Source organism: Aquiflexum sp. (assembly GCF_041749095.1).
Lineage (GTDB): Bacteria > Bacteroidota > Bacteroidia > Cytophagales > Cyclobacteriaceae > Aquiflexum.
Window position 1 is genome coordinate 1 of record NZ_JBGTCA010000101.1, and the last position, 23,122, is coordinate 23,122.

Genomic DNA, 23,122 nt, shown 5'->3' on the forward strand with positions numbered 1-23,122 from the left:
GTAATTGATCAGAGAAAAAAGCAAATCACCAAATTCACCGGAGGCCTGTTCCTTGTTGATTTCAGCATCTTCGACAGCATTAAAGGCTTCTTTGAATTCCTGCATTTCTTCTTCCACCTTTTCCCAGACCTGATGTTTTTCTTCCCAGTCAAACCCTACTCCACGGGCTTTTTCCTGTATCCGCATGGCTTTGATCAGGGCAGGGAGGGATTTTGGAACTCCACTAAGAACGGACACATTCCCTTTTTCCTGCAATTTGATTTTCTCCCAATTCTGTTTGACTGTTTCCTCATCTTCGGCTTTGGTATCCCCATAAATATGTGGATGTCTGCGGATCAGTTTCTCACAGAGGCTATCAATTACTGTCCCTATATCAAAGGAATTTTTTTCAGATCCTATTCTGGCATAAAAAACAATGTGCAACAGAATATCCCCCAATTCTTTTTTTATCTCATCAAGGTCATTTTCTATAATCGCATCCGAAAGTTCAAAGGTTTCTTCGATAGTGAGGTGCCTGAGGCTTTCCAGAGTTTGTTTTCGGTCCCAAGGGCACTGCTCCCGTAGTTCATCCATTATGGTCAAAAGTCTATCAAATGCTTCAAGTTGGGATTTTCTGGAGGTTAATTCAGACATATAAGGGGAAACTAATCGTAAGGTGTGGACGTTTTCAAAGTATTACGTAAATTTGCGCAAATTAAATTGATATGGCAACCTTGTACTTGACTTTAGGCTTTCTGGCATTATTCTTCATTTTGATGTCCGTAAGGCTGATATTCCTTAAAAACGGTGAATTCAAAGGCACCTGTGCTTCACAGAATCCCTACCTTAACAAAGACGGCGGATCCTGTGGCTATTGTGGTAAAACAGTGGGTCCTGACAGTTCATGTGGAAACCCCGATAATGAAGTGGACAAGGTCATGGCCAAATTCAAATAACCAGTTTTTTACTCCTGACGGTGTCAGGATTTTTCTATTTTAACTTAACCGTTTTCTTGTGGCATTAATTAAATCTATTTCAGGCATTCGTGGCACTATTGGCGGCAAGCCGGGTGAAGGACTTACTCCATTGGACGTTGTCAAATTCACCTCAGCCTATGGATCTTGGGTGATCAATCATACTAAAAATCCAAAGGTGGTCATCGGCAGGGATGCCAGGATCTCAGGAGAAATGGTGTCAAAGCTTGTCTCTGCAACCCTGCAAGGGCTTGGTATTGATGTCATCGACCTAGGTCTGAGTACAACCCCAACGGTGGAATTGGCCGTGCCGTTGGAAAAAGCAGGTGGAGGGATAATTCTGACAGCAAGCCATAATCCGATACAATGGAATGCCCTGAAGCTCTTAAATGATAAAGGGGAATTTATTTCTGACTTAGAAGGCAAGGCTATTCTTGAAAGTGCCGAAAATGAAGATTTTTCATTTGCTGAGGTAAGAAAACTTGGTAAATACACCCAGATTGATGATTACATTGACCGACATGTTGCCCATGTTTTGGGTTTGAAATTAGTCGATAAAGAGGCTATTGCAGCAAAAAAATTTAAAGTGGTCATTGATTGTGTAAATTCCACAGGGGGAATAGCACTGCCAAAATTATTGAGAGCACTTGGTGTGGAGGATATAGAGGAGATGTATTGTACGCCTGATGGTAATTTCCCTCACAACCCTGAACCACTTCCTGAAAACCTAAGGGATATTTCTGAGAAATTGAAGAAAGGAAAGTTTGATTTGGGAATTGTGGTCGATCCGGATGTTGACAGACTTTGCTTTATGAATGAAGATGGCAGTCCTTTTGGTGAGGAATATACTTTGGTTGCAGTTGCAGATTATGTCCTTTCAAAGACTCCTGGCAATACGGTGTCAAACCTGAGTTCAACCAGGGCATTGCGAGATGTGACCGAGAAAAGAGGCGGAAAATACCAAGCTGCTGCAGTCGGAGAGGTAAATGTGGTCAACAAAATGAAAGAGACCAATGCCATTATAGGAGGGGAAGGAAACGGAGGAGTAATTTATCCTGAGTCACACTATGGAAGGGACGCTTTGGTTGGTATCGGATTGTTTTTGACTCATTTGGCCAAATTTGGCAAGACCATTTCCAGGTTGAGGGCAAGCTATCCCAATTACCATATTTCCAAAAACAAAATTGAACTCACACTTGAAATCGATGTGGACAAGGTCTTGGACGCCATCAAGAAAAAATACAGCAAACAGCCTATCAATGACATCGATGGGGTAAAAATAGAATTCGACAAAGAATGGGTGCATTTGAGAAAATCAAATACGGAGCCCATTATCAGGATATATTCAGAATCAGAATCCCAAGCAACTGCTGACCACTTGGCCAACAAAATCATCTTGGATATCCGGGAAGTGGTCAAAGGTTCAAATTGATTAATTGGATAAAAACCTACCAGGTTTTGAAAACCTGGTAGGTTTAAATAGTATGCCCAGCCCAAATTAAACTTAAAATGAGAGTGTATTTAGACAATGCCGCCACCACAGCCATAGACGACAGGGTAGTGGAAGCCATGATTCCTTATATGAAAGAGCATTATGGAAATCCTTCCTCTGTTCACAGTCATGGAAGACAGGTAAGGTCCGCCATTGAAAAGGCAAGGAAAAGAGTAGCGGAATTACTGAATGCTTCACCGGCAGAGATATTTTTTACATCAGGAGGTACAGAAGCGGATAATACTGCTATTGTTTGTGGCATTGAGACACATGGGATTATGCATGCCATTACTTCACCAATAGAACATCATGCGGTTTTGCATACTTTGGAAGAATGTGCCAAAAAAGGGAAAGTGAAACTCAGCTTGGTCGAGGTGAATGATAAAGGAGAAATCAATCTGGACCATCTTCAGGAGATATTGAAATCCAATCCCAAGTCTTTGGTCTCCCTGATGCATGCCAACAATGAAATAGGAAATATCAATGACCTGAGTGCCATAGGAAATTTGGTTAAAGAATACGAAGGGTTTTTTCATTCAGATACGGTTCAGGCCATGGGCCATTATGTCCATGATCTGAAAAATCTCCCTGTAGATTCCATAGTGGCCGGTGGGCATAAGTTTCATGGCCCAAAAGGTTCAGGATTTTTGTATGTCAAAAAAGACAGGAAAATCCATCCCTTTATCTATGGCGGTGCACAAGAACGCAATATGCGTGGAGGTACAGAAAATGTCATTGGAATAGTCGGAATATCCAAAGCCTTGGAATTGGCCTATGAGGATATGTCAGGACATCAATCCCACATCGAAGACTTGAAAAAGTATTTTATCGAATTATTGAAAAGCGATATCCCCGGAGTCGAATTCAATGGACTTTCGGAACATTTAGATAAGAGTCTTTACACTGTACTAAATGTAAGTTTGCCTCCTTCGGAAGAAAACAGAGGTATGTTGTTGTTCAATCTGGACTTGCATGGTATATCGGCATCAGGTGGTTCCGCTTGCAGCAGTGGAGCGACGGTAGGTTCTCATGTCCTAAGGGCATTGAACCATGACTATGAGCGGGAATCCGTGAGGTTTTCTTTTAGCAGGTTCAATACTAAGGAAGAGATTGATTTTACTGTTGAGAAGTTGAAGGAATTGTATGGGGTTGCGGTCTAGGCCATGCTATTCGTCTAACCCTTCAAGGGTTTCAAAACCCTTGGAGGGTTAACTTTTTCACTCCGCAAACTGTAATCTTACAAGATTGGCATAAAAGCCATCTTCCTGCAAAGCCAAAGTTTCATGAGTGCCTTCTTCTACTATTTCACCGTCTTTGAGTACATATATTCTGTCGACTTTACGGATGGTGGCCAGTCTGTGGGCGATGATGATGGTGGTCCTGTTTTTCATCAGTTCATCCAATGCCTCCTGTACTAAAGCCTCTGATTCGGCATCCAGGGAAGAGGTTGCCTCATCCAAAATCAAAATGGCAGGGTCTTTCAAAATGGCTCTCGCAATCGCCACCCTTTGCCTTTGTCCGCCGGATAGTTTGATGCCCCGTTCACCCACAGTGGTTTCCAAACCTTCCGGAAATCTGCTGATAAATTGCCATGCATTGGCTTTTTTGGCTGCTTCGATAATTTCTTCTTCTGTGGCATCAGGCTTGGCATAGGCGATATTTTCCTTGATACTGCCACCAAAAAGCAAAACCTCCTGCGGAACAATGCCGATATTCGACCGCAACTGTTTCAGATTCCAATCGGAGATCTTTTTTCCATCCACCAGAATAGTACCTTTTTCTACAGGATAAAACTTGAGCAGCAACTGAATGATGGTAGATTTACCGGCACCACTCTGTCCGGCAAGTGCCACTTTTTCTCCAGCGGGGATATGTAAATTGATGTTTTTAAGCACCTCCAATTCAGGCCTGGTTGGATAATTAAAGCCGACCTGCTCAAATTGAATATCCCCTGACATACGGACTTTTTGGAAGTCAGCGGTTGATATTTCCGGTACCTCATCCAAAATCTCCAAAACCCTTTCAGAAGAACCAATTGCCTTTTGGATCTGTCCATAAATATCTCCCAACCCCGCAATGGAACCCCCAATAAAAGTGGTGTACAGGACAAAGGAAACCAGGTCTCCAACAGTCATCTCACCCGATGCGACAAGTGTTGCCCCGTACCACATCACTGCCACAATCCCACCGAACAGGGCAAAAATGATAAACGAAATAAATGCTCCTCTGAAACCAGCCGCCTTCAAAGCCACATCCACCACCCGGTTTAGGCCTTTTCTGTACCGGTTGGATTCGTATTCCTCCCCTGCAAAAGATTTTACCGTCATGATGGATTGCAAAGTTTCTTCCACAATGACATTGGCTGCAGCCAATTCATCTTGAGCCTGTTTGGAAAGTTTTCTGATAAATTTCCCAAACACCATGGCGATGATGACCAATACAGGAAAGGTGGCCAACATAAATAAAGTCAACTTTGGTGTCGTCACCATCAAAAAGACTACCCCTGCAAGTAAGGTGATGATCTGTCTGAACAATTCTGCCAAGGTCACAGAGAACGTATCCTGAAGCATGCTGACGTCGGCTGTGATTCTTGAAATCAATTCACCGGTCCTTCTTTTGTCAAAAAATGTCATGGGCAATTGTACCAGTTGACTGTACAATGCGATCCTGATATCCCGCATACTGCGCTCAGAAACCTTTGCGAACAACCACACCCTGAAAAAAGAAAATATGCTTTGGATCAACAAAATCCCCAAAAGGATAAATGCAATACCATTGATGTCATTTACCAACCAAGTCTCTCCTGAAGCGGTATCAATCAGTTTTCCCGCAACAAAGGGAAATGTCAGTAAGGTCAGGCTTGAAAAAAGGAGAAATGCCATCCCCAACAAAAAGTTGACCTTATAAGGCAGAACAAATCTGAAAATGCCACCAAGTTTACTCAGATTCTGTTTGTTCAGCTTTCGCTTTTCGTGTTCTTCAAGAGCAGTACCTCTCTTCTTTGCCATGGAAAATTTCTATTGAATTATTTAACCTGCAAATCTAAACAATAAGATGGGAGGTAGAAGACAAAGCATCTTTTTTTGTCCGATCTGTAAGGGAAAAACAGAGGACTCCAGGAAATGTTTTGGGATTGAAAAGATGTAAGAAAAGCCGTGTACATAAATTTGGAACATCTGTTCATGTAACTCATTCAGTTTTCTTTTTTTTCTATCTGCTTTTTTCGACCTGTAATCCTTCTCAGAAATTGTTTTTCCTTCTCCCAAAAAAAAGTAAATTGTCCGAAGACAAAGCCCCACATCAAAAGTATAATCTGGTAAAGAGGAAGGACAAGTAGTAGGTAAAGTACGGTTTTCCAAAACCCTCCCCTTTCCATACTAATTCCCAATAAGTCAAAAATCGGTTTTTTGATAAATAGAATGGTAAATCCTGTCAATGCAAAAACGATCAATACCAATACCACCTGCCGGAGACTTTTCAGGTTCCATTTGGATTGAAGTTTTTGGAGGAAGGATTGATTGGTTGAATTGGCCATGAGAATTAAAATATGTAGGGTCACAAATATCAACAAATATCAAATATCCATAAATATCTTCTAAGCCTATGATCTAATTTTATTGAATAGTAACCCTTAATGAATTAAGACCATCATTTTTCCACCCTATACACCGGGTACCTGTTATGTTCCTTTTCCTTCCATGGAGAATGTTCGTAAACCCATCTCAATTGGGCGGGTGCACTTTTTGCCAGTTCCTCGTCTTTGGACTTGTCTTCTTCCAATTCTTTTTTCACCTCCGGGATTTGTTTGAGGTATTCCGAAGCCAAGTCTTCAAATACATAGGCAGAGTAACCTTCTTTGGCCTGTAGGATGGTATCAAAGAAATTCCAGTTGAAGAAACTGTCCTCCGATTGAGGTTCCAAAACTTCCATGATATAGCGGTTGGCTTCTGAGATTTTTTCATGCCCGAATTTGAGGAAAAAGAGGTTTAAAAACTAAAAGAGATTATACTTTCCGAATTTGTAATTCTAAATTTGTTGCGTACATTGCGTTACGTAATTTACGTTACGTAAAATACGTAACGTAATTTGCGAAATAGTTATATTTGATCAGGTTAAATTAGATGTCAATGAAACCACCCGGAAACCCATTTGTACTCAACACCTATCATGGAAAAAAATATTTCTGTGACAGGGAAGATGATCTGGATAAGCTCCAAAGCCACATAGATAATGACCGAAATGTCGTGTTATATGCTTGGAGGAGGCTTGGGAAGTCTGCATTAATCCAGCGGTTTTTTGAAGAATTGGAGGACACAGGGAAGTATGAAGCATTGTATGTGGACTTTTTGGCGACACATACCATTGAAGATGCCGTGAAGACCATCACATCAGGGATCTATGATAAATATGGAAAAACCAAAACAGGTTTTTCGGCTGCCATGCAGAAACTGTTGTCCATGATGGGGGCGACTATCAGTTTTGACCCTTACAGTGGTGCCCCTGAGTTGAGCTTGGGGTTGAGACAGCCTGGAACTGAAGAACATTCTCTAAATGCATTGGGAGATTTTCTCAGGGAAAGAAAAAAAAAGATCGTTATCACCATTGATGAATTCCAACAAGTAGCCCATTACGAGCAGGATAATGCCGAGGCCATATTCCGAGCATGGACTCAGCAGTTTCCTGACATACGGTTCATTTTCAGCGGTAGTCATCGGACCATGATGGTAGAAATGTTTGCTGATAAGAGCCGACCATTTTATCAAAGTGCGCAATTGATGTCACTCTTGCCCATACCATTGGAAAAGTATATTCCATTTATAAAAGGGCACTTCAAGGCAAAAGGGAAAAGTATAACGAGTGAACAAATCGAAATGATTTATACCTGGGCCAGGGGGCAGACCTATACCATACAGTTGGTGTGCAATTACCTTTATTCACAATATACCCAAATCAAGGATGAACACATCCAAAAAATCTATCAGGACATATTGGAACAACAGCAAGGAATTTTCGCAAATTTCTCCAAGATGCTGACCCGAACCCAATGGAATGTATTTAAGGCCATCGCTAAAGAAGAGCCATTATACAATCCCTTAAGCAAAGACTTTATCCAAAAACATAGGTTAGGTGCAGCAAGCACGGTAAACACCGCCCTCAAATCACTGCAAAAATCAGAATTGGTAGTAGTGGATGATGAGGCGTATCTGGTGCATGAGGTTTTGCTTGCCAGATGGATGGCGAGGTTGTAAAAAAGAATGGTCCTCCAAAGTTCAATTTGGAGGCTTGATGAAATATGCCGGCATCAGATTGATAAAAGAAAAAAGCTTCCCTTAAATGGACCAAAAGGCTTTAAAAAAAAGGACCTCCCAGAAGGAGGCCATTTTTACTTATCTATCTCGCAAGTTTAAAAAATATATTCTTGGTGGCTATTTTCCTCCTTTTAGGTGAAGTTCAGTTCTCCTGTTTTCCTGATGCATCGCTTCAGTGCAGGGAACAGATCCACAATCATTGATCGGCTGGGATTTCCCGAACCATTCGTACTGCATTCTGGCAGCATCCACACCCCTGTTGACCAGGTATTCCATCACTGCCTTGGCCCTTCTTTCAGCCAGTTTCATATTATATTCTTCATTGCCTCTTTGGTCAGTATGACCTGCCAGGTATAATTGAAGGTTTTTCATTTTGTTGAGCATGATTCCAACCCTTTCCAGGTCTTTTTGATGAACAGACCTGATCGTTGATTTATCAAAATCGAAATAGACAGTTGGTACAGAATTGAATTCTCTTTGTAAGGCTTCAAAAAGCTCTGATTCATCACATACATCCTTTCCGATGAGTTCTTTTGGAAAATCATATTCCCTATCCTTGTCCGTGAAAGCCTCCAGGACAAGTTCACTTCTTCTGTTCAATTGATGTTTGGTCTCAGGACATGGAACGCCATCTCCACAGTCATTGATAAGTTTTTCCTCACCGAACCAATCAACCCTCACCCTATTCCCGGGTATTCCGAATTTGGAAAGATACTCTTTCACAGCATCAGCCCTTCTTTGACTTAAGGCCTTATTGTAGGCATCCGATGCCCTTGAATCTGTATGGGAAGCAACTGCTAGGTCCAGAAAGTCATACTTATTCATCAATTCCGCCATCTTGTCCAAAACAGGCTCGGAGTCATTTCTAATTTTCGATTTATCCAAGTCATAATAAACAATGTCGACTACCACTGGGAGGTTGTAAGGTATCTTGGCTAACCTGTATTCCCTTTCCAGCACATCTCCTTCAAATCCCACTGTACTCAATGTACTATCTGAAATACTGAAATACCCCTTTTTGCTGATGTTCAACTGGAATTTCCTTTCAGGTTCCAATTCAGCAGTCAGTTCTCCTTTCTCATTCCTCATCGTGGGTATCATGGCCATGTCATCAACAATACTCAATGAAGACTCGAATGCCTCACTGATGATATTACCATCACAATCGATAACCCTAGCGATCAGCATTTTGAAAAGATCCTCAACAAGATAAATGTCATCCAAGCCAAGTCCTCCAATTCTATCAGAGCTCAAATATCTTTTTCCCTCAGTACTTACATAATATCCAAAATCATCTCTTGGTGAATTGTAAGGAACACCCAAATTCCGGACATTCTGGAATTCATTTTCCGAAATATTTGCACTGAAAATATCCATTCCGCCAATTCCGGCATGTCCTCTTGAAGAAAAATAAAGGGTGTTTTCATGAACTGTAGGATGGCTTTCATTTTGGGAGGTATTCACTACACTGCCTAAATTGACCGGCTCCCCAAAATTCAAATCTTCATCATAGGTAACATAATACAGGTCAAATCCGCCAAATCCTCCAGGCATGTCAGAAGCGAAATATATCCTTTTTGATCCTTCATCTACAAAAGGATTTTGAACACCATAATTCACAAAATCATTCAAGGGAAATGCTTTGCTATCCAATAGGTTTCCCGTTTCAGACACTTTACTGAAATAGATTTCAGAATTGATTTCGTACTCACGGTTTCCTTTGATCCTATCGATGTCCCTGAATACGGTGTAAAAAATAATGCCTTTACTTTCCATCAGGCTTGGACCGCTGACGTGAAGTGCATCCGGTAAGTCTGAAATAACTTTGGAAATATTTCCGTCCTGATCCGATTTATAGATGCTGAAAAACTCCCTATTGTTGAAACTGCTTTTTTCTGTGCTGTATAACTTACTTTTTGCATCTAATCTGATGGCTTTTTTTTCTGTTGGTGTTACAGGACCTCTGTCACTTGAAAAATATTTGATACCCTCATTGTCTGTTTGGATTCCAAAGTCCGACCCATCGCTGTTGATCCCATCTACAGGAACCAATTTGACTTTTGGCTTTATGTCAGACATCTGCCTTACCATTTGAAAATCAATTTCAGGAAAATCATACTCTTCAAAAGAAGTAGCATTCAATATTTCACCGATCTGATCACCTTTACCAACTTTAATTGCCGCAACCAGGTAATTGTAATAATCCGATCTTTCCGCTTCCTCGCTGCTTACTACTGTTTCCCACCACTGGAATGACTTCTCGTAATTTTGAATCAATTGATAAGTCTCTGCTGCTTTTTTTGCAGTGGTATATCTGGCCCTACTTTGATAAGCCTTTTCGTAAGTTTCAGCTGCATGCTGATAATTTTCCAGTTCCAATTGCTTGTCAGCGTAGCGTAACTGTCGGTTTTGGGCTGCTACAAAATGAGGGCTTAGTCCCATTAAAACGACTAAGAATAATAGACAAAATAGTTTTTTCATGATCAGAACCATCTGGGGTTTTTCATTGTAACTTTTCGGGGAGATAGATAGTAACCGACAGAAAATTCATGGGAATTATTTCGGTTATTTTGGAGGACATTCATATTTGCGTCATAAGCATATCCTATCCTTAAATTTTCGGTGGCAAATACTTCAAAAATAAAGGCAACCGCATTTCTTCTGCTCAGGTTGCTTTCAAGGTTGTCATTCCACACATGCAGATTTGACCTATAAGAGGCCCCTAACCAAAGCCTTTCCATAAACAACACCATTCCATTTAAATCCAGGTTAGTCGGAGCGCCTTTTACCTCTTTCATGAGAAAAGAAGGTTTGAATTGAATGTTGTCAGTGATTGGAACCAACATTCCTGCGGTTAGAAAGAAATGTAGGTCATGGAATGAAAGCGCAATATCTTCACGTTCCAAGGCCCTTCTTCCTATCATATTGTAGCTGCTTAATCCCGCATAAAACCTGTTGTTGTGAAAAAATAAGCCCACGTTCATATTTGGACTGAACATGTTGTTGATCCCTCCGGGAATCTCCAAATCGTCCGAATCCAAAGGGTCCAAAAGATCTCCATTGATCTGATACTCTGAAGCGCCGGCACTGACACCAAGTCCAAGAAATGACTCCTTCCCGGTTTGAATCCTGTAGGAATAGGTAAGCAAACCGGTTGTTGTCCTGGTTGGACCCATTTGGTCACTCAGAACTGATGCTCCGAAGCCCATCATACCTTCATTGGCGCTGAGGTCTGCAGTTACAGTGAATGTCCGGGGTGCACCTGGAAAATCCATCCATTGATTTCTGTAGGTACTTTGGATATAGCCCTGGTTTTTATAACCTGCATATCCCGGATTGATATGCAAGCCATTGAATATGTATTGGCTGAACTGTGGCAGTTGCTGCCCCATTGCCTGCCCGGAGACCAAAAAGGCGACCATCAGGCAAACTCCAATTAAATTTAAATTCCTTTTCATAAACTGCGAGATTTACTTTTTGATTACCTGTATCCACCCTTTAAATTCATGAACCCTTCCTTCACTATCTGTACCTTTCAGTACATAGAAATAAGTACCTGCTACCTGACCCTGCGCACTCCAATCATTCTCATAGTTTTGATTTTCATACACATGGTCACCGTATCTGTTGAAGATCACTATCTCTGTTCGACTGAATTTTTGTAGGCCTTTGATCACAAATCTGTCATTCTTTCCGTCACCGTTTGGTGTGATGACATTAGGTATAAAGAATGGGTTGATCTGATTTTGATCCTCTGCTACATTATCCAATGGGTTAGTGTCTTCCTCTGCTGAGGCAACTGTGACCCTATTGGTGATATTCAAAGGATTCTCTGCATTGATCGCACTGGCTTTGACCCTGATGTGGATCACAATATTGGTACCTGCAGGAAGTACCGGGATCAAGAAACTTACACGTGACCCACTGACTTCAGTATCTACATTGATTCCTACTGCGCTAGTAGTAAATCTTGAGCTGACATAAGTCACACTGTTTGGAAGGTCATCGATGATTTCCACTTCTGTGGCATCACTACTTCCGAGGTTCGTCACTGTAATCTCATACTCAAATTCATCCCCTTCAAAAATCTCTGCGTTATTGGAGGTTTTGGTAACACTAAGATTCACATCAGATTCCACCAATCTAAAGGTGACAAATGCTTCATCGGAATTAGTCGGGTTCAGACTTTCTCTTAGAATATACTTTAACCTGTATTCTCTCACTTCGTTAACTCCCGGAAGAATACTTAATTCACCCTGTTCATTGGTAAGAAGACCAATGATTCCATCCAACTCAACGAATTCAAAGTTCACTTCTTCGAAATTGACCCTTGATCCATTGAGCAGGTCATTTTCTAATATCATGCCCAAAACTCCACCATAATCAGCCGGGAACTCTCCAAATTCATCATCATTGGCGATAATCTGATTTGCTGTAGCTCCTACAGTGGCTTCATCCCCAGCGGTGACTTCGTTTCCTTGCGGATCTTCGGCGGTCACAAAAACTGCGTTAACGACGCTTCCTGTAGTCAGGTCATCAAGCTGAATCTCGTAAGATGTCTCAAAAATTACAGTCTGTCCGGGAACTAGACTTGGTATGGTTTCTTCAAGACCGGTCAAGGGATCTGTGATTGTTACATTCGTCAGCGTAATGTTTCCGGTATTGGTGACAGTGATGGTGTAATTCAGCACATCACCGACAATTGCATAGGTGTCTTCTACCGCTTCTTTGATGATGCTGATACCGCTGACTTGGGCAAATACCTGAATATCCTCATCAGTTTCTTCAACTTCTTTATCATTAAAATCTCCTTTGACAGTAGCAATATTTGTAAATGATCCGGCATCTATGTCTTCCTGAGTAAGTACATATTCTGCTGAGAAAGTGGTATTATCACTTTCTCCGGGGGCCAAGGTTTCCAATGGACCTCCGATGATCTCAACCAAAGGATCATCTATGGTAATATTTGTCAAAGTCACATCACCGGTATTGGTGATTGTAAAGGTGTAAACAATCTTATCACCGGCATTGGTTATTCCGTTTCCATCTTCATCTACAAGTGTACCTGATTTTTCAAATTCGAAACTGCAATTGTTAACTGTTATGGTAACCGGAACCAATGGACCTGTACAATCAGATGTCAATCCTTCGGCCACCCAAATAGTATAAGTTCCGGAGGAATTAGCATCAATTTCAAATCCTGATAGCGCATTTTCTCCATCTTCTTCTGTAAAGAAAAATACTGTGTATTCTCCCTCTTCACCTAGATTGCTTGGCAAAATCAGGGTATTCAGGTTTGGAATATCAGCACCAAGACAAAATTCAAACAGGTCAGCCCCAACTTGGATTGGACTAGTGGTTATGATAGAAACCTCAATGTTGAATACGTAAATGCAATCACTGGAATTTGCAGGAATGGCATAGTATGTACCTGAAACAGCGGGAAAAGGATTATTATCATCAAATTCCCTGTCCTTGGTAGCATCGGGCCCATCAAAAAATCTGATGCCTGATGGAAATGAATCCCTGATTTCAGAAACGGCCACACCATTTTCCACATCTATATTGCAAAATGCGAAATCCAAAAAGAGATCGAAGTCGCCGCAATTGGCCTGAACAAACTCTGCTACTCCAGAGAAATTCAAAATTAATGCCTCCTGAATAGGTTCGCCTTCACAATCTCCATCCAAAAACCCTTGCGTCAATTGAATTCCACTGAATTCGGTTTCTGAAATTTGACCCTTACCTGACAGACTACCGTTTACTGAAACAAAAGGTTCACAGTCATCATTTGTTAAAATGAAACAGTCTTCAGTACCTTTTAGTATATAAGTAAGCTTGGCAAAAACATCATTGATATTTTCCAATAATGGTATATCTCCAATCTCCCAAACAATGGAACCATTAGGTCCCAATTCAGGATCAAAATAAGGTGCAGTTGCTGTGTTTGGGTTGAAAAACACCTCAAAATCAGCACTTACAAAAGTAGTAGTAAACGGAATTGGAATGACTACCTTACCATCTACAATGGCTTCTGTGCCCAAATTTTTGATTTCCAATGAATATCCTATTTCTTCAGCCGGGCGAACCGTTGCGTTTTCACCTGGATTTTCTCCTCCTATAGTTGCAATTTCATTGAATCCTTGTATTTCAGGAACATGAGAGTCCACTGAAAAAGCAAAAGCATAAATATTATATACATCCCGGTTGGTTCCATACCTAAATGCCGTAGATATCTGTCCATTTGCGATAATAGAGTTATTGGGGTTTGATACATCCCACATGGCAATGTCAATACCTGTATTATTTAAAATATTGGGGTTTCGGGGATTTGCTACCAATTCTCCCAAACTGTTTCTCACAGGTGTATAAATGGAGGAATTGAAAAAGTTATTGGCAGAATTCAATGGATGACTTAACCTTACCCATTCTGTATCTATGGCATTTCTGATTTCAAGAAAATCACCATTTACACCCCTATCTCCTTCACCGGCCATCACCCCCAACTTCAAGTTTACATCTCCATTCTGAACAGCATTAAATCCTTCAATAAGCAACTCGCCGGTAACTGTATCTATATTATTGGGAGAAAGATTGAATGAATATCCATCAAAGACAGTTACATCTCTCCAATTCATCTTGGAATTTTCGTAAACAACAATTATTCCCCAATGACCAAAAAACCCGACAGGACCACCATTACCCTCTGTCAGTGCAATGTCAGCCACTGTATATTCTCCTATTCCATTTTCTTTTACATACTGGGTTACATCGGCATACCCGGCGTACATATCCTCCAATTCATTGAAAGGATATAAAATATTATTGGTTGAGGCTATTACTTCTGTATATGTAGAAGAAGCAGGACCTTTCAATTTCACTTTTCTTTTATCAAAACTTACCGTAGTGACAATGTCCGGAATATGGACTCCATTTGCAGTTAATCTGATATTATTATTTGATCTTCTGTAAAATTCAACAAAAGCATTTGTTTCATTGATTTTCCTCATTTTATCAATGGTCAAGGTGATGTCACCATCAGTAATGGTTACAGGATCAAAAGTTACTATTGAATATTCTGCAAAAGTTTCTACTGCCTGATTGGTAAGGGTTATCCAATTACCGTTTCCAATTCTATACCTTCCCGGGTTTGTTTCAAGGTTTCTGAATTCAAAAGAAAAAGAATCTCCGCCGGCATTTGAAACAAAATTGAACCTAGGAAACCTATTGTTTTCAGAACCAGCTCTTGAAATTGACATGGAGTATGAGGAAAAATTCACATCCTCTAAATGATAAACAATTTGTTCCTGATCAGAAACAGTCTCCGATTGGTTGCCGGGTTCTGAACTGGTGATTACGTCAAACTGTAATCCAACTCTTGGCTTGGCCCTTCCTGACCAGTATAATCCGGCATAAATGATTTCAGAACAGTTTGGGTCTGCACCATTCTCCTGCGATAAAACCAATGTGGCAGCAGACGAATTCAGCGTGGACTCATCTCCGTCAATATCCACATATATCATCTCATTATTGGAGTTGTTCACCTGACTAATGTCAAGTAAGGTCAGGTTGGTATTTCCTATGATTGCGAAATCTCCTCTGATCTTAAAGATATTGTTCTGGGGTGCAGGATTTCCAACTCTGTGAGTAAATGGCACCCTGTTGTCACTTTGCGCAAAAGAAACCGTACTTGCAAATAATAAGGCTATTACTAAAAAAAGGTGGGTAATAAATGCGCTGTTGATGAAATTGATCTGTAGCTTTTTCATTTTTCTTCTGTTTAAAAATTACATGATCGAGTTAACTGTAAAAAGAAATATGTACTGACCTTCTTCAAATCCCGAGACAATGGAAGAAACTTCTGCCTGGGTCAAAGGAACTGTGGAATTGATGAGTACATAGTATAAGTTGAAGAAATTCCTGAGCAATTCAGGATTCAATCTCAGTGCAGCTTTGTCCTGCTCCTTGGTAAGATTGACCTGTAAGAGTTTGACAGTCCGAAAAAGATCATCAGGATTGGAAACAGAACCAATTTGTGAAGCGTCTATTGTAGCCCTTTGCGGATATCCGGATCTTACTTCCTGAATACCCTCACCGCTTATAACAATGGCAGGAACATTATCATACAATAATGTCTGAAGGTATTCGGTATTTTCCATTCCCTCTTCTAATAAATACTTTTCAAGAAGTATGGGATTTTGGGCCTGTAGTTTGGTCAATGAAAGACCGAGGACTGCACAAATAAACATTAATCTTAGAAACAATCTGTTACAGATTTTTCTATCAGCGAGGAGTAGATAGTTAGTCATATCAAAATTATTAAAATGTTATTAAGGCGGGTGAGATAGATAAAGGCCTTAAATTTCTACTGGGTGATGATTGAAAGGTGAAATACAATTATCAGGTGTAAAAATACATTTAAATGTTTTTCATTTCCAAACATTTATCAAAAAATTTTATATAAAATGCATTTTTATGCATTTATCTTGATTTTTGTCAACGCAAAACCACGTAATATATGAGTGTTTTTGAAATAAAAAAAGGCTTTCTCAAGCCTTTTTGATTTTTCTTACATTTTCTTTCTTTAATTGTTTGAGATATTCTTTAATTAATCTCAATCTTTGATTATCTCCCAATAATCTTTGGGGAATAATCCTTTCCAAACTCCAATTCATAAAATTATTTTGTTAAGGTGAATAGAGGAAGAACGTGAATTCAAACCAATTGTTTTTTATGATTACCCGCTATCATGCCGATGACATTGAAATTTTTATATTTCATAAGTTTACATATCAATAACTATCCAATCAGACATGGCTGCCAGATAATCCCAGTATCTGAATAAACGGAATTCAGTATTAAATTTGGTTACAAATATTATAGTGATAATTCCTACTACAAAAAATACTACATTACATTATGCAAAACCCAAGTAATTCCAAAATCCAAGAACAAATTGATGAGGTTTTTTCAGCCCAAAAAATCCAGGCTTTAAAAATGCGAAACAGTACTTCATTATTGAGAATCGCACTTTTGAAAAAACTACTTGATTGGATCAAACTCAATCAAGAGGATATCAGAAGGGCTGTGCATGCTGATTTCAAAAAGCCATACCCTGAAATTAATATCAGCGAAATTTATGCGGTAAACAGTGAAATCAACCATGCCATCAAGCATTTGGAAGGCTGGATGAAACCAAAGAAAGTTCCTACCCCTATGACAATGCTCGGGGCCAAATCCCATATTCAATTTGAACCCAAAGGGACCACACTGATTATTGCACCCTGGAATTACCCTTTCAATCTAGCCATTGGTCCATTGGTGTCTGCTTTAGCTGCAGGATGTACCGCCATCATCAAACCATCAGAAATGACTCCACATAGCTCGGCTTTGGTAAGAAGGCTTGTCGTGGAGACATTTGACAAAAGCTTGGTAGCGGTATTTGAAGGAGAAAAAGAAGTTTCGCAGATGTTGCTCTCAAAACCCTTTGACCATATTTTTTTTACGGGCAGTCCGGCCGTTGGGAAAATAATCATGAAAGCTGCTGCAGAAAACCTCAGTTCAGTTACCCTGGAACTGGGAGGAAAATCACCAACGATCATTGACAAAAAAGCGGATCTAAAAGATGCTGCCGAAAAGGTCATCTATGCCAAATTCCTGAATTGTGGACAAACCTGCATTGCCCCTGACTATGTGCTGGTGCATGAATCGGTCAAAGAATACTTTTTAGGCTTACTCAAAGAACAAATCGGGAAAATGTATGATCCCAAAAAAAAGGGGATTGAACATTCAAAAGATTACGCCAGATTGGTCAATGCGAAACACCTCAAAAAAATCAAAAATTTACTTTCTGACGCAGAAATGAAGGGGGCAGTACTTTATTCGGGTGGAGATAATGGGCCTGAAGAATATTTTGAGCCCACCATCATTACCGATCTGAAAGAAGATATGGATATTATGCAGGAGGAGATATTCGGACCCATCCTACCGGTGCTTGGGTTTTCCGATCTTGAAGAGGCAATCACCTATATCAATTTAAAGCCAAAACCATTGGCACTATATCTCTTCACAACTGACAAGGATGCCCAAAAAAGGGTATTAAAGGAAACCTCTTCCGGCAGTGCAGTCATCAATGACTGTGCCCTCCATTTTCTCCAAAATGAATTGCCATTTGGCGGGGTCAACTCAAGTGGGATTGGCAAAGCACATGGCTATCATGGCTTTTTGGCATTCAGCAATGAAAAATCTGTTATGAAGCAAAGAATCGGTAAGACTTTGACCAAGCCTTTACATCCACCCTATGGCATCATGGGAAGAAAAATCATTGATGGATTGCTGAAATGGTTTTAGAGGTTTGACATGAATTAATTTGGTCATTTATTCCTTGCCAGCAACCTAAAATTCTCCTAAAATGTCCGATGACGGATGACCGATGTTGACTCATTTCAGTCTCGAACCAAAAATTAATTTAAAATACTATTTTATTGGCATCATGGCATGAATAAAGTAATAGTCACCAGAATTCAAACACACCCTATTATCCTTTAAAAGATGATCAAATCCAAATTTATCCATTTAACTGCAATCTTGTTTATAATGACTACAAATTCAACTCACGCACAGAATAGAGCAAGAGATTTAGGAATTAACATTGGGGTACTTCAAGTTGGAGAAAACAATGCCATTACAGATGTGGAAGGAGTAAGTGTAGGTCAATTTACAAAAAATGAAGGTCCGTCAATAAGAACAGGAGTCACGGCAATACTTCCCCATCAGGGAAATCTGTTTCAGGAAAAAGTACCTGCTGCGGTGTTTGTTGGGAATGGTTTTGGAAAACTGGCCGGAAGCACCCAAATAGAAGAACTCGGCAACATTGAAAGCCCGATTGTTCTAACCAATACTCTTAGTGTGGCTGCCGGTTTGCAGGGAATCATTGAATTTACCCTAAATCAACCTGGGAATGAAAAAGTGCAATCTGTCAATGGGATTGTGGGAGAAACCAACGATGGAACTTTGAATCATATCAGGGGACAGCATATCAGCAAGGAAGAGGTGCTTTTTGCCCTAGAAAATGCAAAGGAGGGAATGGTTGAGGAAGGAAATGTTGGTGCCGGGACGGGGACAGTATGTTTTGGATTCAAAGGCGGAATCGGAACATCTTCCAGAAAACTGCCCGAATCCCTTGGAGGATATACGGTGGGGGTTTTGGTCCAATCAAATTTTGGCGGAATTTTACAGATTGACGGTGTGCCTGTTGGTGTTGAACTGGGAAAATACAGTTATATGAACCACTTGGCTTCGGTGGACGGTTCCTGCATGATTGTAGTGGCCACAGATGCACCAATGAATGAGAGGAACCTCAAAAGAATGGCACAAAGGGCAATGATGGGACTTGCCAAAACAGGAGGAATTGCATCCAATGGATCTGGGGATTATGTCATCGCTTTTTCGACTAATTCCGAAAACAGGATCAAACATCAAAGACCTCCTTTATATATGGAGCAAAAAAATTACCTCAGAAACGACGACATGAGCCCCCTGTTTTTGGCAACCATCGAAGCGACTGAGGAAGCTATCATCAATTCATTGTTTGCTGCAAATGATATGATTGGCAAAGATGGAAACCAAATTAAAGCAATACCTGTAGAAGAAGTGATCTCCATTATGAAAAAATATAACAAGGTAAAAATCCAATGATCTGAATTCCTAGAGTTCGTCCAAGTGTTCCAAATAATACTCCGCTTGGTCTAATATATCAGATTTTCCTTTCATTTTTTCCCAGGTTCTGTACATCATTCCTATCCTCGGGTTTTTGGATAATAAATCTGTGTTTCTACTATAAAAATGCCAATATAGGCTATTGAAAGGACAGGCCTTTTCACCTACTTTTAGTTTTTTGTCATAGTGACATCCCTGACAGTAATCGCTCATTTTATCAATATAATTGGCAGAGGACACATAGGGTTTCGTCCCAACTATCCCACCATCTGCAAATTGACTCATGCCCCGGGTATTTGTGATTTCCACCCATTCAATGGCATCAATGTATATTCCCAAATACCATTGATCCACTTCATCCGGGTCTATGCCTGCCAACAAAGCGAAATTACCAATAACCATCAATCTTTGAATGTGATGGGCGTAGGCCGATTTGAGGGATTGTCCTATACTGTGTTTGAGGCAGTTCATTTTGGTTTTGCCTGTCCAAAAGAACCATGGGAGTTTCCGATCATGCCCGAAATAATTCAAGGAAGCAAAGTCCGGCATTTTTGCCCAGTAAATCCCACGCATGTATTCCCTCCAACCTATTATCTGCCGGATAAATCCCTCCACCTGCGCAATCGAAACCGAATCCTGATGGGATTCAAAATATTTTTCTACTTCACTTACCACTTCTAATGGTGAAAGCATTTTGGTATTAAGGCTAAAACTAAGTCTGCTATGAAATAAGAATTCATCCCCGCTGTACATTGCATCCTGGTATTCCCCAAATTTGGAAAGCAAATGCTCACAGAAATAGTCGAGCACTTCAAGACTATCTTCTCTCGACACAGGCCAGTCGAATTTGCTCTCATCAATGGATCCAATCGTTTCAACCTCCATTTTCTCCAACAATTTTAAAATTGAAGAAACATTTTTTGGAAAAACCTTTGGGCTTTTCAGCAATGATGGATCTTTGAGTTTGTTTCTATTCTCTTGGTCATAGTTCCATTTTCCGGTCAACGGCTCCTGCCCATCCATCAGTATCTTATATTTCTTTCTCATTTCTCTGTAAAAAGTCTCCATGAGATAGGTTTTTTTTCCCTTGAAAAAATCAGCCAGAAATTCCCTTTCAGTTAAAAAATGCTCAGAATCAAACACTTTGAATGAGATATCAAGATTCTTACAAAAATCTTCCAATTGGACATCAAGCCTATACTCGTCCGGAAGTTGATATTCAAAATGGGTGATCTGATTTTCCTTGATTATGAAAGAGAGGTTATCGGATAGATTTTGGGTGTTGTTTTCGTGATCAAGGTTCCAATACAAGACCTCATGGCCCAAGTTTTGGAGCTCCTCCGAAAAATTTCTCATGGCCAGAAAGAATCCCACCACTTTTTGGATATGGTGCCTCACATAGCCTGTCTCCTGCTTCATTTCCATCATCAGATATAGTATATCCGAATCTGAATTTTCAAACCATGAATGTTGTAGGTTTAATTGGTCTCCCAATAAAAGCCTTAAAGTCTTTCCCATAAGAATCTGTTATCTCCTATTGAAAAGCTTATTATAGACAATTTGTTTTACCTGATCAAGGTAACTGTCCCTGTTTTTTGAATTTGTTCTCCTTTGGAGGTAGTATAATTTACCTTATAAACATAATTGCCATTGGGCAGCAACTGACCGTTCAAAAATCCATCCCATCCTTCAGCGCCTCTTCCTGCACTCGAGTACAAATGCTCACCCCAACTGTTAAAAATATCCATATTATAATCTGCCACACCCTTCATCACCGGATGAAATCTATCGTTAAGTCCATCAGCGTTTGGTGAAAAAGCATTTGGCATCACAAAAAACTCCTCATGCTGTTTTATCCTGACTTCTTCAGTCAGTACAGAAGAACATCCAAACATATCAAATGCCCTTAAAACAACTTCGAACTCACCGGGATTTTTAAATACGTGAATGGGGTCTTTTTCATGTGATTTTGTACCATCCCCAAAATCCCATTCCCATGCAATAAAATCTTCTGCAATGGCACTTTCGAAAAGCAAAGCGTCATCCACCAATATCTCCTCCTCAAAGTCCAGATCAAGTTTTCTATAGTTGAACTCCAATCTGTCCTCTGCAGCTATATTTGAGAAATCCACTCTCATGGTTTCTATTACTGAACATCCAAAAGCATCAGTTACCTCTACAGCAATCTCTTTCTCATCGGCTATTTGGATTTCCCTGACATCATCTGACCTGTTTTGCCAATTTACCTTGTAAGGAGCCTTTCCTCCTTTTATGGTTACCCATGCCACGCCTTTTGCCTCTCCAAGCTCACAGTTGATATCAAGGGCTGTTTCGATTTTTGCAGTCAGTTTCTCAGGACCGACAATTTTAAACTGTCTTTCAACTGAACATCCATTGGCATCAGTGACTTTCACTTCGTAATCTCCGGGACCAAGATTCTGGATTTTATTTGTCTTGCCTCCATTGGACCACAAGTAAGTATATGGTGATTTGCCACCCTCTACTTTTAAAGAAATGAATCCCTCTTCGGAATGAAAACACAACAAGTCTGATTTGACCTCTCCGGAGATTTCAATTGGACTTGAGGCGGTCACTTGGAATGTTTTGGAGATCGAACAGCCGGATGCATCCGTTACCAACACATCGTAATCTCCCGCTTTAAGCCCTTTATTCGATTTTGTTGTCACTCCGTTTGACCACTGATATTTGTAAGGTAATTTGCCACCTGTGACCTGAACCGAAATTGAACCATCATCACCATTTGAGCAGGACACATTTTTAAGCTCTTCAGAAATCTGCATTTCAGCATGGCTTGATTTGATTTCAAAATAAATCGTCTGATTGCAATCAAACTGATCTGATACCTTAACTGAATAGGTACCCGGTGTCAGGCCTTTTGCATGAAGCTGATTTCTCAAGCCATTGCTCCATTCAACTTTATAAGGCTCTCCTCTTCCTTTTTTGATATTTATTTTTGCCTCTCCATCATTGCTGCTGATACAACTTGCATCTTTTGTATTGGCCATTTCTATTACGAGCGGAAAAGGAGGCTGAACAACGATTCTTTCCTGGATTTCATAGCCCAAACTATCTTTGACCCATACTGTATATGTGCCCGCCAAAAGATTATACCTGTTCTGAACTGTTTCCAAGTTGTTCCATCTAAAAGTGTATGGTGCAACGCCACCATTGATGTCCAATATAATGTGCCCCATATCTGAATGTGAACATAAAGCCAATTGGCCACTCACATTGATACTCATGATGGCTTCGCCAGGTCCGGCATTTACCCTTGCATGGGTATCAAGGTTCTTATCTTTTACAGATTCTATTTTGGAAGCAAAAGAAAGGTCAAAAAATCCGGTACTTTGGGAGTAAACAATAGCCTGTAACCCCTGACTCAGAATCAGGAAAACCAGTACTTTTAATGTAAAAATGTGCCTTTTCATTTTAAAAACTATTTTTAAACAATAGCCTTGTTGCTCTAGGAAAATCTGTCATTGAAAAGCAAAATTTTGCTTTTGGTAAATAGAAATATTATTTTATGTAATTGGTATTCATCAAAATGATATTTCTAAATAATCGGGTGAATGATTAATAAAAGAAATTTTATACCAAAAAAACAAAAACTGGTACAAAAGATTTTTTAC

Annotated in this window: 15 protein-coding genes and 1 pseudogene; 6 read left to right on the top strand and 10 right to left on the bottom strand. The window is 40.1% G+C overall.

What is annotated here, in order from left to right:
- Nucleotides 1–633 (bottom strand): nucleoside triphosphate pyrophosphohydrolase (gene mazG / locus ACEW8O_RS05330; protein WP_373493587.1); only part of this gene is annotated, 633 nt, incomplete at its 3' end.
- A 71-nt stretch (nucleotides 634–704) separates the two neighbouring features.
- Between mazG and ACEW8O_RS05335 the strand changes: the two genes are divergently transcribed.
- The 3 genes from ACEW8O_RS05335 (at nucleotide 705) to ACEW8O_RS05345 (ending at nucleotide 3,605) form a co-directional block, all read left to right on the top strand.
- On the top strand, nucleotides 705–935 hold the full coding sequence (locus tag ACEW8O_RS05335) for a hypothetical protein (protein WP_373493588.1): 231 nt from the start codon (nucleotides 705–707) through the stop codon (nucleotides 933–935).
- Between the two features lie 58 nt (nucleotides 936–993).
- Nucleotides 994–2,385: a phosphoglucosamine mutase gene (gene glmM, locus ACEW8O_RS05340; protein ID WP_373493589.1), complete on the top strand. Its 1,392-nt coding sequence runs from the start codon at nucleotides 994–996 to the stop codon at nucleotides 2,383–2,385.
- Nucleotides 2,386–2,462: 77 nt separating this feature from the next.
- A complete protein-coding gene (locus tag ACEW8O_RS05345; RefSeq protein ID WP_373493590.1) occupies nucleotides 2,463–3,605 on the top strand; it encodes a cysteine desulfurase family protein in 1,143 nt (380 codons plus the stop codon).
- 57 nt (nucleotides 3,606–3,662) lie between these two features.
- Here ACEW8O_RS05345 and ACEW8O_RS05350 read toward each other — a convergent pair whose 3' ends face one another.
- From ACEW8O_RS05350 to ACEW8O_RS05360, 3 genes and pseudogenes are all read right to left on the bottom strand, one after another.
- A complete protein-coding gene (locus ACEW8O_RS05350; RefSeq protein WP_373493591.1) occupies nucleotides 3,663–5,453 on the bottom strand; it encodes an ABC transporter ATP-binding protein in 1,791 nt (596 codons plus the stop codon).
- Nucleotides 5,454–5,638: 185 nt separating this feature from the next.
- Nucleotides 5,639–5,980 carry a DUF6787 family protein gene (locus ACEW8O_RS05355; RefSeq protein ID WP_373493592.1) on the bottom strand — a complete coding sequence of 114 codons (342 nt, stop codon included), beginning with the start codon at nucleotides 5,978–5,980 and terminating at the stop codon, nucleotides 5,639–5,641.
- Between the two features lie 113 nt (nucleotides 5,981–6,093).
- Nucleotides 6,094–6,393, bottom strand: a pseudogene (locus ACEW8O_RS05360) (hypothetical protein); the annotation flags it as partial.
- Between the two features lie 179 nt (nucleotides 6,394–6,572).
- On the opposite strand from ACEW8O_RS05360, the gene ACEW8O_RS05365 reads away from it, so the two are divergent.
- Nucleotides 6,573–7,694, top strand: coding sequence for an ATP-binding protein (locus tag ACEW8O_RS05365; RefSeq protein ID WP_373493593.1), 1,122 nt, complete (start codon nucleotides 6,573–6,575; stop codon nucleotides 7,692–7,694).
- 177 nt (nucleotides 7,695–7,871) lie between these two features.
- Here ACEW8O_RS05365 and ACEW8O_RS05370 read toward each other — a convergent pair whose 3' ends face one another.
- From ACEW8O_RS05370 to ACEW8O_RS05385, 4 genes are read right to left on the bottom strand one after another with little or no spacing between them, the layout of a single operon-like run.
- Nucleotides 7,872–10,235 (bottom strand): OmpA family protein, encoded by a 2,364-nt coding sequence (locus tag ACEW8O_RS05370; protein ID WP_373493594.1) that lies wholly within the window; start codon nucleotides 10,233–10,235, stop codon nucleotides 7,872–7,874.
- Between the two features lie 2 nt (nucleotides 10,236–10,237).
- Nucleotides 10,238–11,212 (bottom strand): type IX secretion system membrane protein PorP/SprF, encoded by a 975-nt coding sequence (locus ACEW8O_RS05375; protein ID WP_373493595.1) that lies wholly within the window; start codon nucleotides 11,210–11,212, stop codon nucleotides 10,238–10,240.
- A gap of 12 nt (nucleotides 11,213–11,224) precedes the next feature.
- The gene (locus ACEW8O_RS05380) at nucleotides 11,225–15,523 is read right to left on the bottom strand and encodes a gliding motility-associated C-terminal domain-containing protein (protein WP_373493596.1); all 4,299 of its coding nucleotides are present in this window, start codon (nucleotides 15,521–15,523) and stop codon (nucleotides 11,225–11,227) included.
- Nucleotides 15,524–15,541: 18 nt separating this feature from the next.
- Entirely contained in the window at nucleotides 15,542–16,063 is a 522-nt protein-coding gene (locus ACEW8O_RS05385) for a hypothetical protein (protein WP_373493597.1), read from the bottom strand.
- 610 nt (nucleotides 16,064–16,673) lie between these two features.
- Here ACEW8O_RS05385 and ACEW8O_RS05390 point away from each other — a divergent pair.
- Together ACEW8O_RS05390 and ACEW8O_RS05395 are read left to right on the top strand one after the other, a co-directional pair.
- Entirely contained in the window at nucleotides 16,674–18,104 is a 1,431-nt protein-coding gene (locus ACEW8O_RS05390) for an aldehyde dehydrogenase family protein (RefSeq protein ID WP_373493598.1), read from the top strand.
- Between the two features lie 246 nt (nucleotides 18,105–18,350).
- Nucleotides 18,351–19,451, top strand: coding sequence for a P1 family peptidase (locus ACEW8O_RS05395; protein WP_373493599.1), 1,101 nt, complete (start codon nucleotides 18,351–18,353; stop codon nucleotides 19,449–19,451).
- A gap of 9 nt (nucleotides 19,452–19,460) precedes the next feature.
- On the opposite strand, the gene ACEW8O_RS05400 is transcribed toward ACEW8O_RS05395, so the two are convergent.
- Together ACEW8O_RS05400 and ACEW8O_RS05405 are read right to left on the bottom strand one after the other, a co-directional pair.
- Nucleotides 19,461–20,990 carry a cryptochrome/photolyase family protein gene (locus ACEW8O_RS05400; protein WP_373493600.1) on the bottom strand — a complete coding sequence of 510 codons (1,530 nt, stop codon included), beginning with the start codon at nucleotides 20,988–20,990 and terminating at the stop codon, nucleotides 19,461–19,463.
- Between the two features lie 47 nt (nucleotides 20,991–21,037).
- Entirely contained in the window at nucleotides 21,038–22,921 is a 1,884-nt protein-coding gene (locus ACEW8O_RS05405; RefSeq protein ID WP_373493601.1) for a gliding motility-associated C-terminal domain-containing protein, read from the bottom strand.
- Between the last annotated feature and the right edge of the window lie 201 nt (nucleotides 22,922–23,122).

Coding starts and splice junctions, on each gene's coding strand:
- ACEW8O_RS05335 (WP_373493588.1), top strand. CDS start 705: ATGGCAACCTTGTACTTGACTTTAGGCTTTCTGGCATTATTCTTCATT.
- ACEW8O_RS05345 (WP_373493590.1), top strand. CDS start 2,463: ATGAGAGTGTATTTAGACAATGCCGCCACCACAGCCATAGACGACAGG.
- ACEW8O_RS05350 (WP_373493591.1), bottom strand. CDS start 5,453: ATGGCAAAGAAGAGAGGTACTGCTCTTGAAGAACACGAAAAGCGAAAG.
- ACEW8O_RS05355 (WP_373493592.1), bottom strand. CDS start 5,980: ATGGCCAATTCAACCAATCAATCCTTCCTCCAAAAACTTCAATCCAAA.
- ACEW8O_RS05365 (WP_373493593.1), top strand. CDS start 6,573: ATGAAACCACCCGGAAACCCATTTGTACTCAACACCTATCATGGAAAA.
- ACEW8O_RS05370 (WP_373493594.1), bottom strand. CDS start 10,235: ATGAAAAAACTATTTTGTCTATTATTCTTAGTCGTTTTAATGGGACTA.
- ACEW8O_RS05375 (WP_373493595.1), bottom strand. CDS start 11,212: ATGAAAAGGAATTTAAATTTAATTGGAGTTTGCCTGATGGTCGCCTTT.
- ACEW8O_RS05380 (WP_373493596.1), bottom strand. CDS start 15,523: ATGAAAAAGCTACAGATCAATTTCATCAACAGCGCATTTATTACCCAC.
- ACEW8O_RS05385 (WP_373493597.1), bottom strand. CDS start 16,063: ATGACTAACTATCTACTCCTCGCTGATAGAAAAATCTGTAACAGATTG.
- ACEW8O_RS05390 (WP_373493598.1), top strand. CDS start 16,674: ATGCAAAACCCAAGTAATTCCAAAATCCAAGAACAAATTGATGAGGTT.
- ACEW8O_RS05395 (WP_373493599.1), top strand. CDS start 18,351: ATGACTACAAATTCAACTCACGCACAGAATAGAGCAAGAGATTTAGGA.
- ACEW8O_RS05400 (WP_373493600.1), bottom strand. CDS start 20,990: ATGGGAAAGACTTTAAGGCTTTTATTGGGAGACCAATTAAACCTACAA.
- ACEW8O_RS05405 (WP_373493601.1), bottom strand. CDS start 22,921: ATGAAAAGGCACATTTTTACATTAAAAGTACTGGTTTTCCTGATTCTG.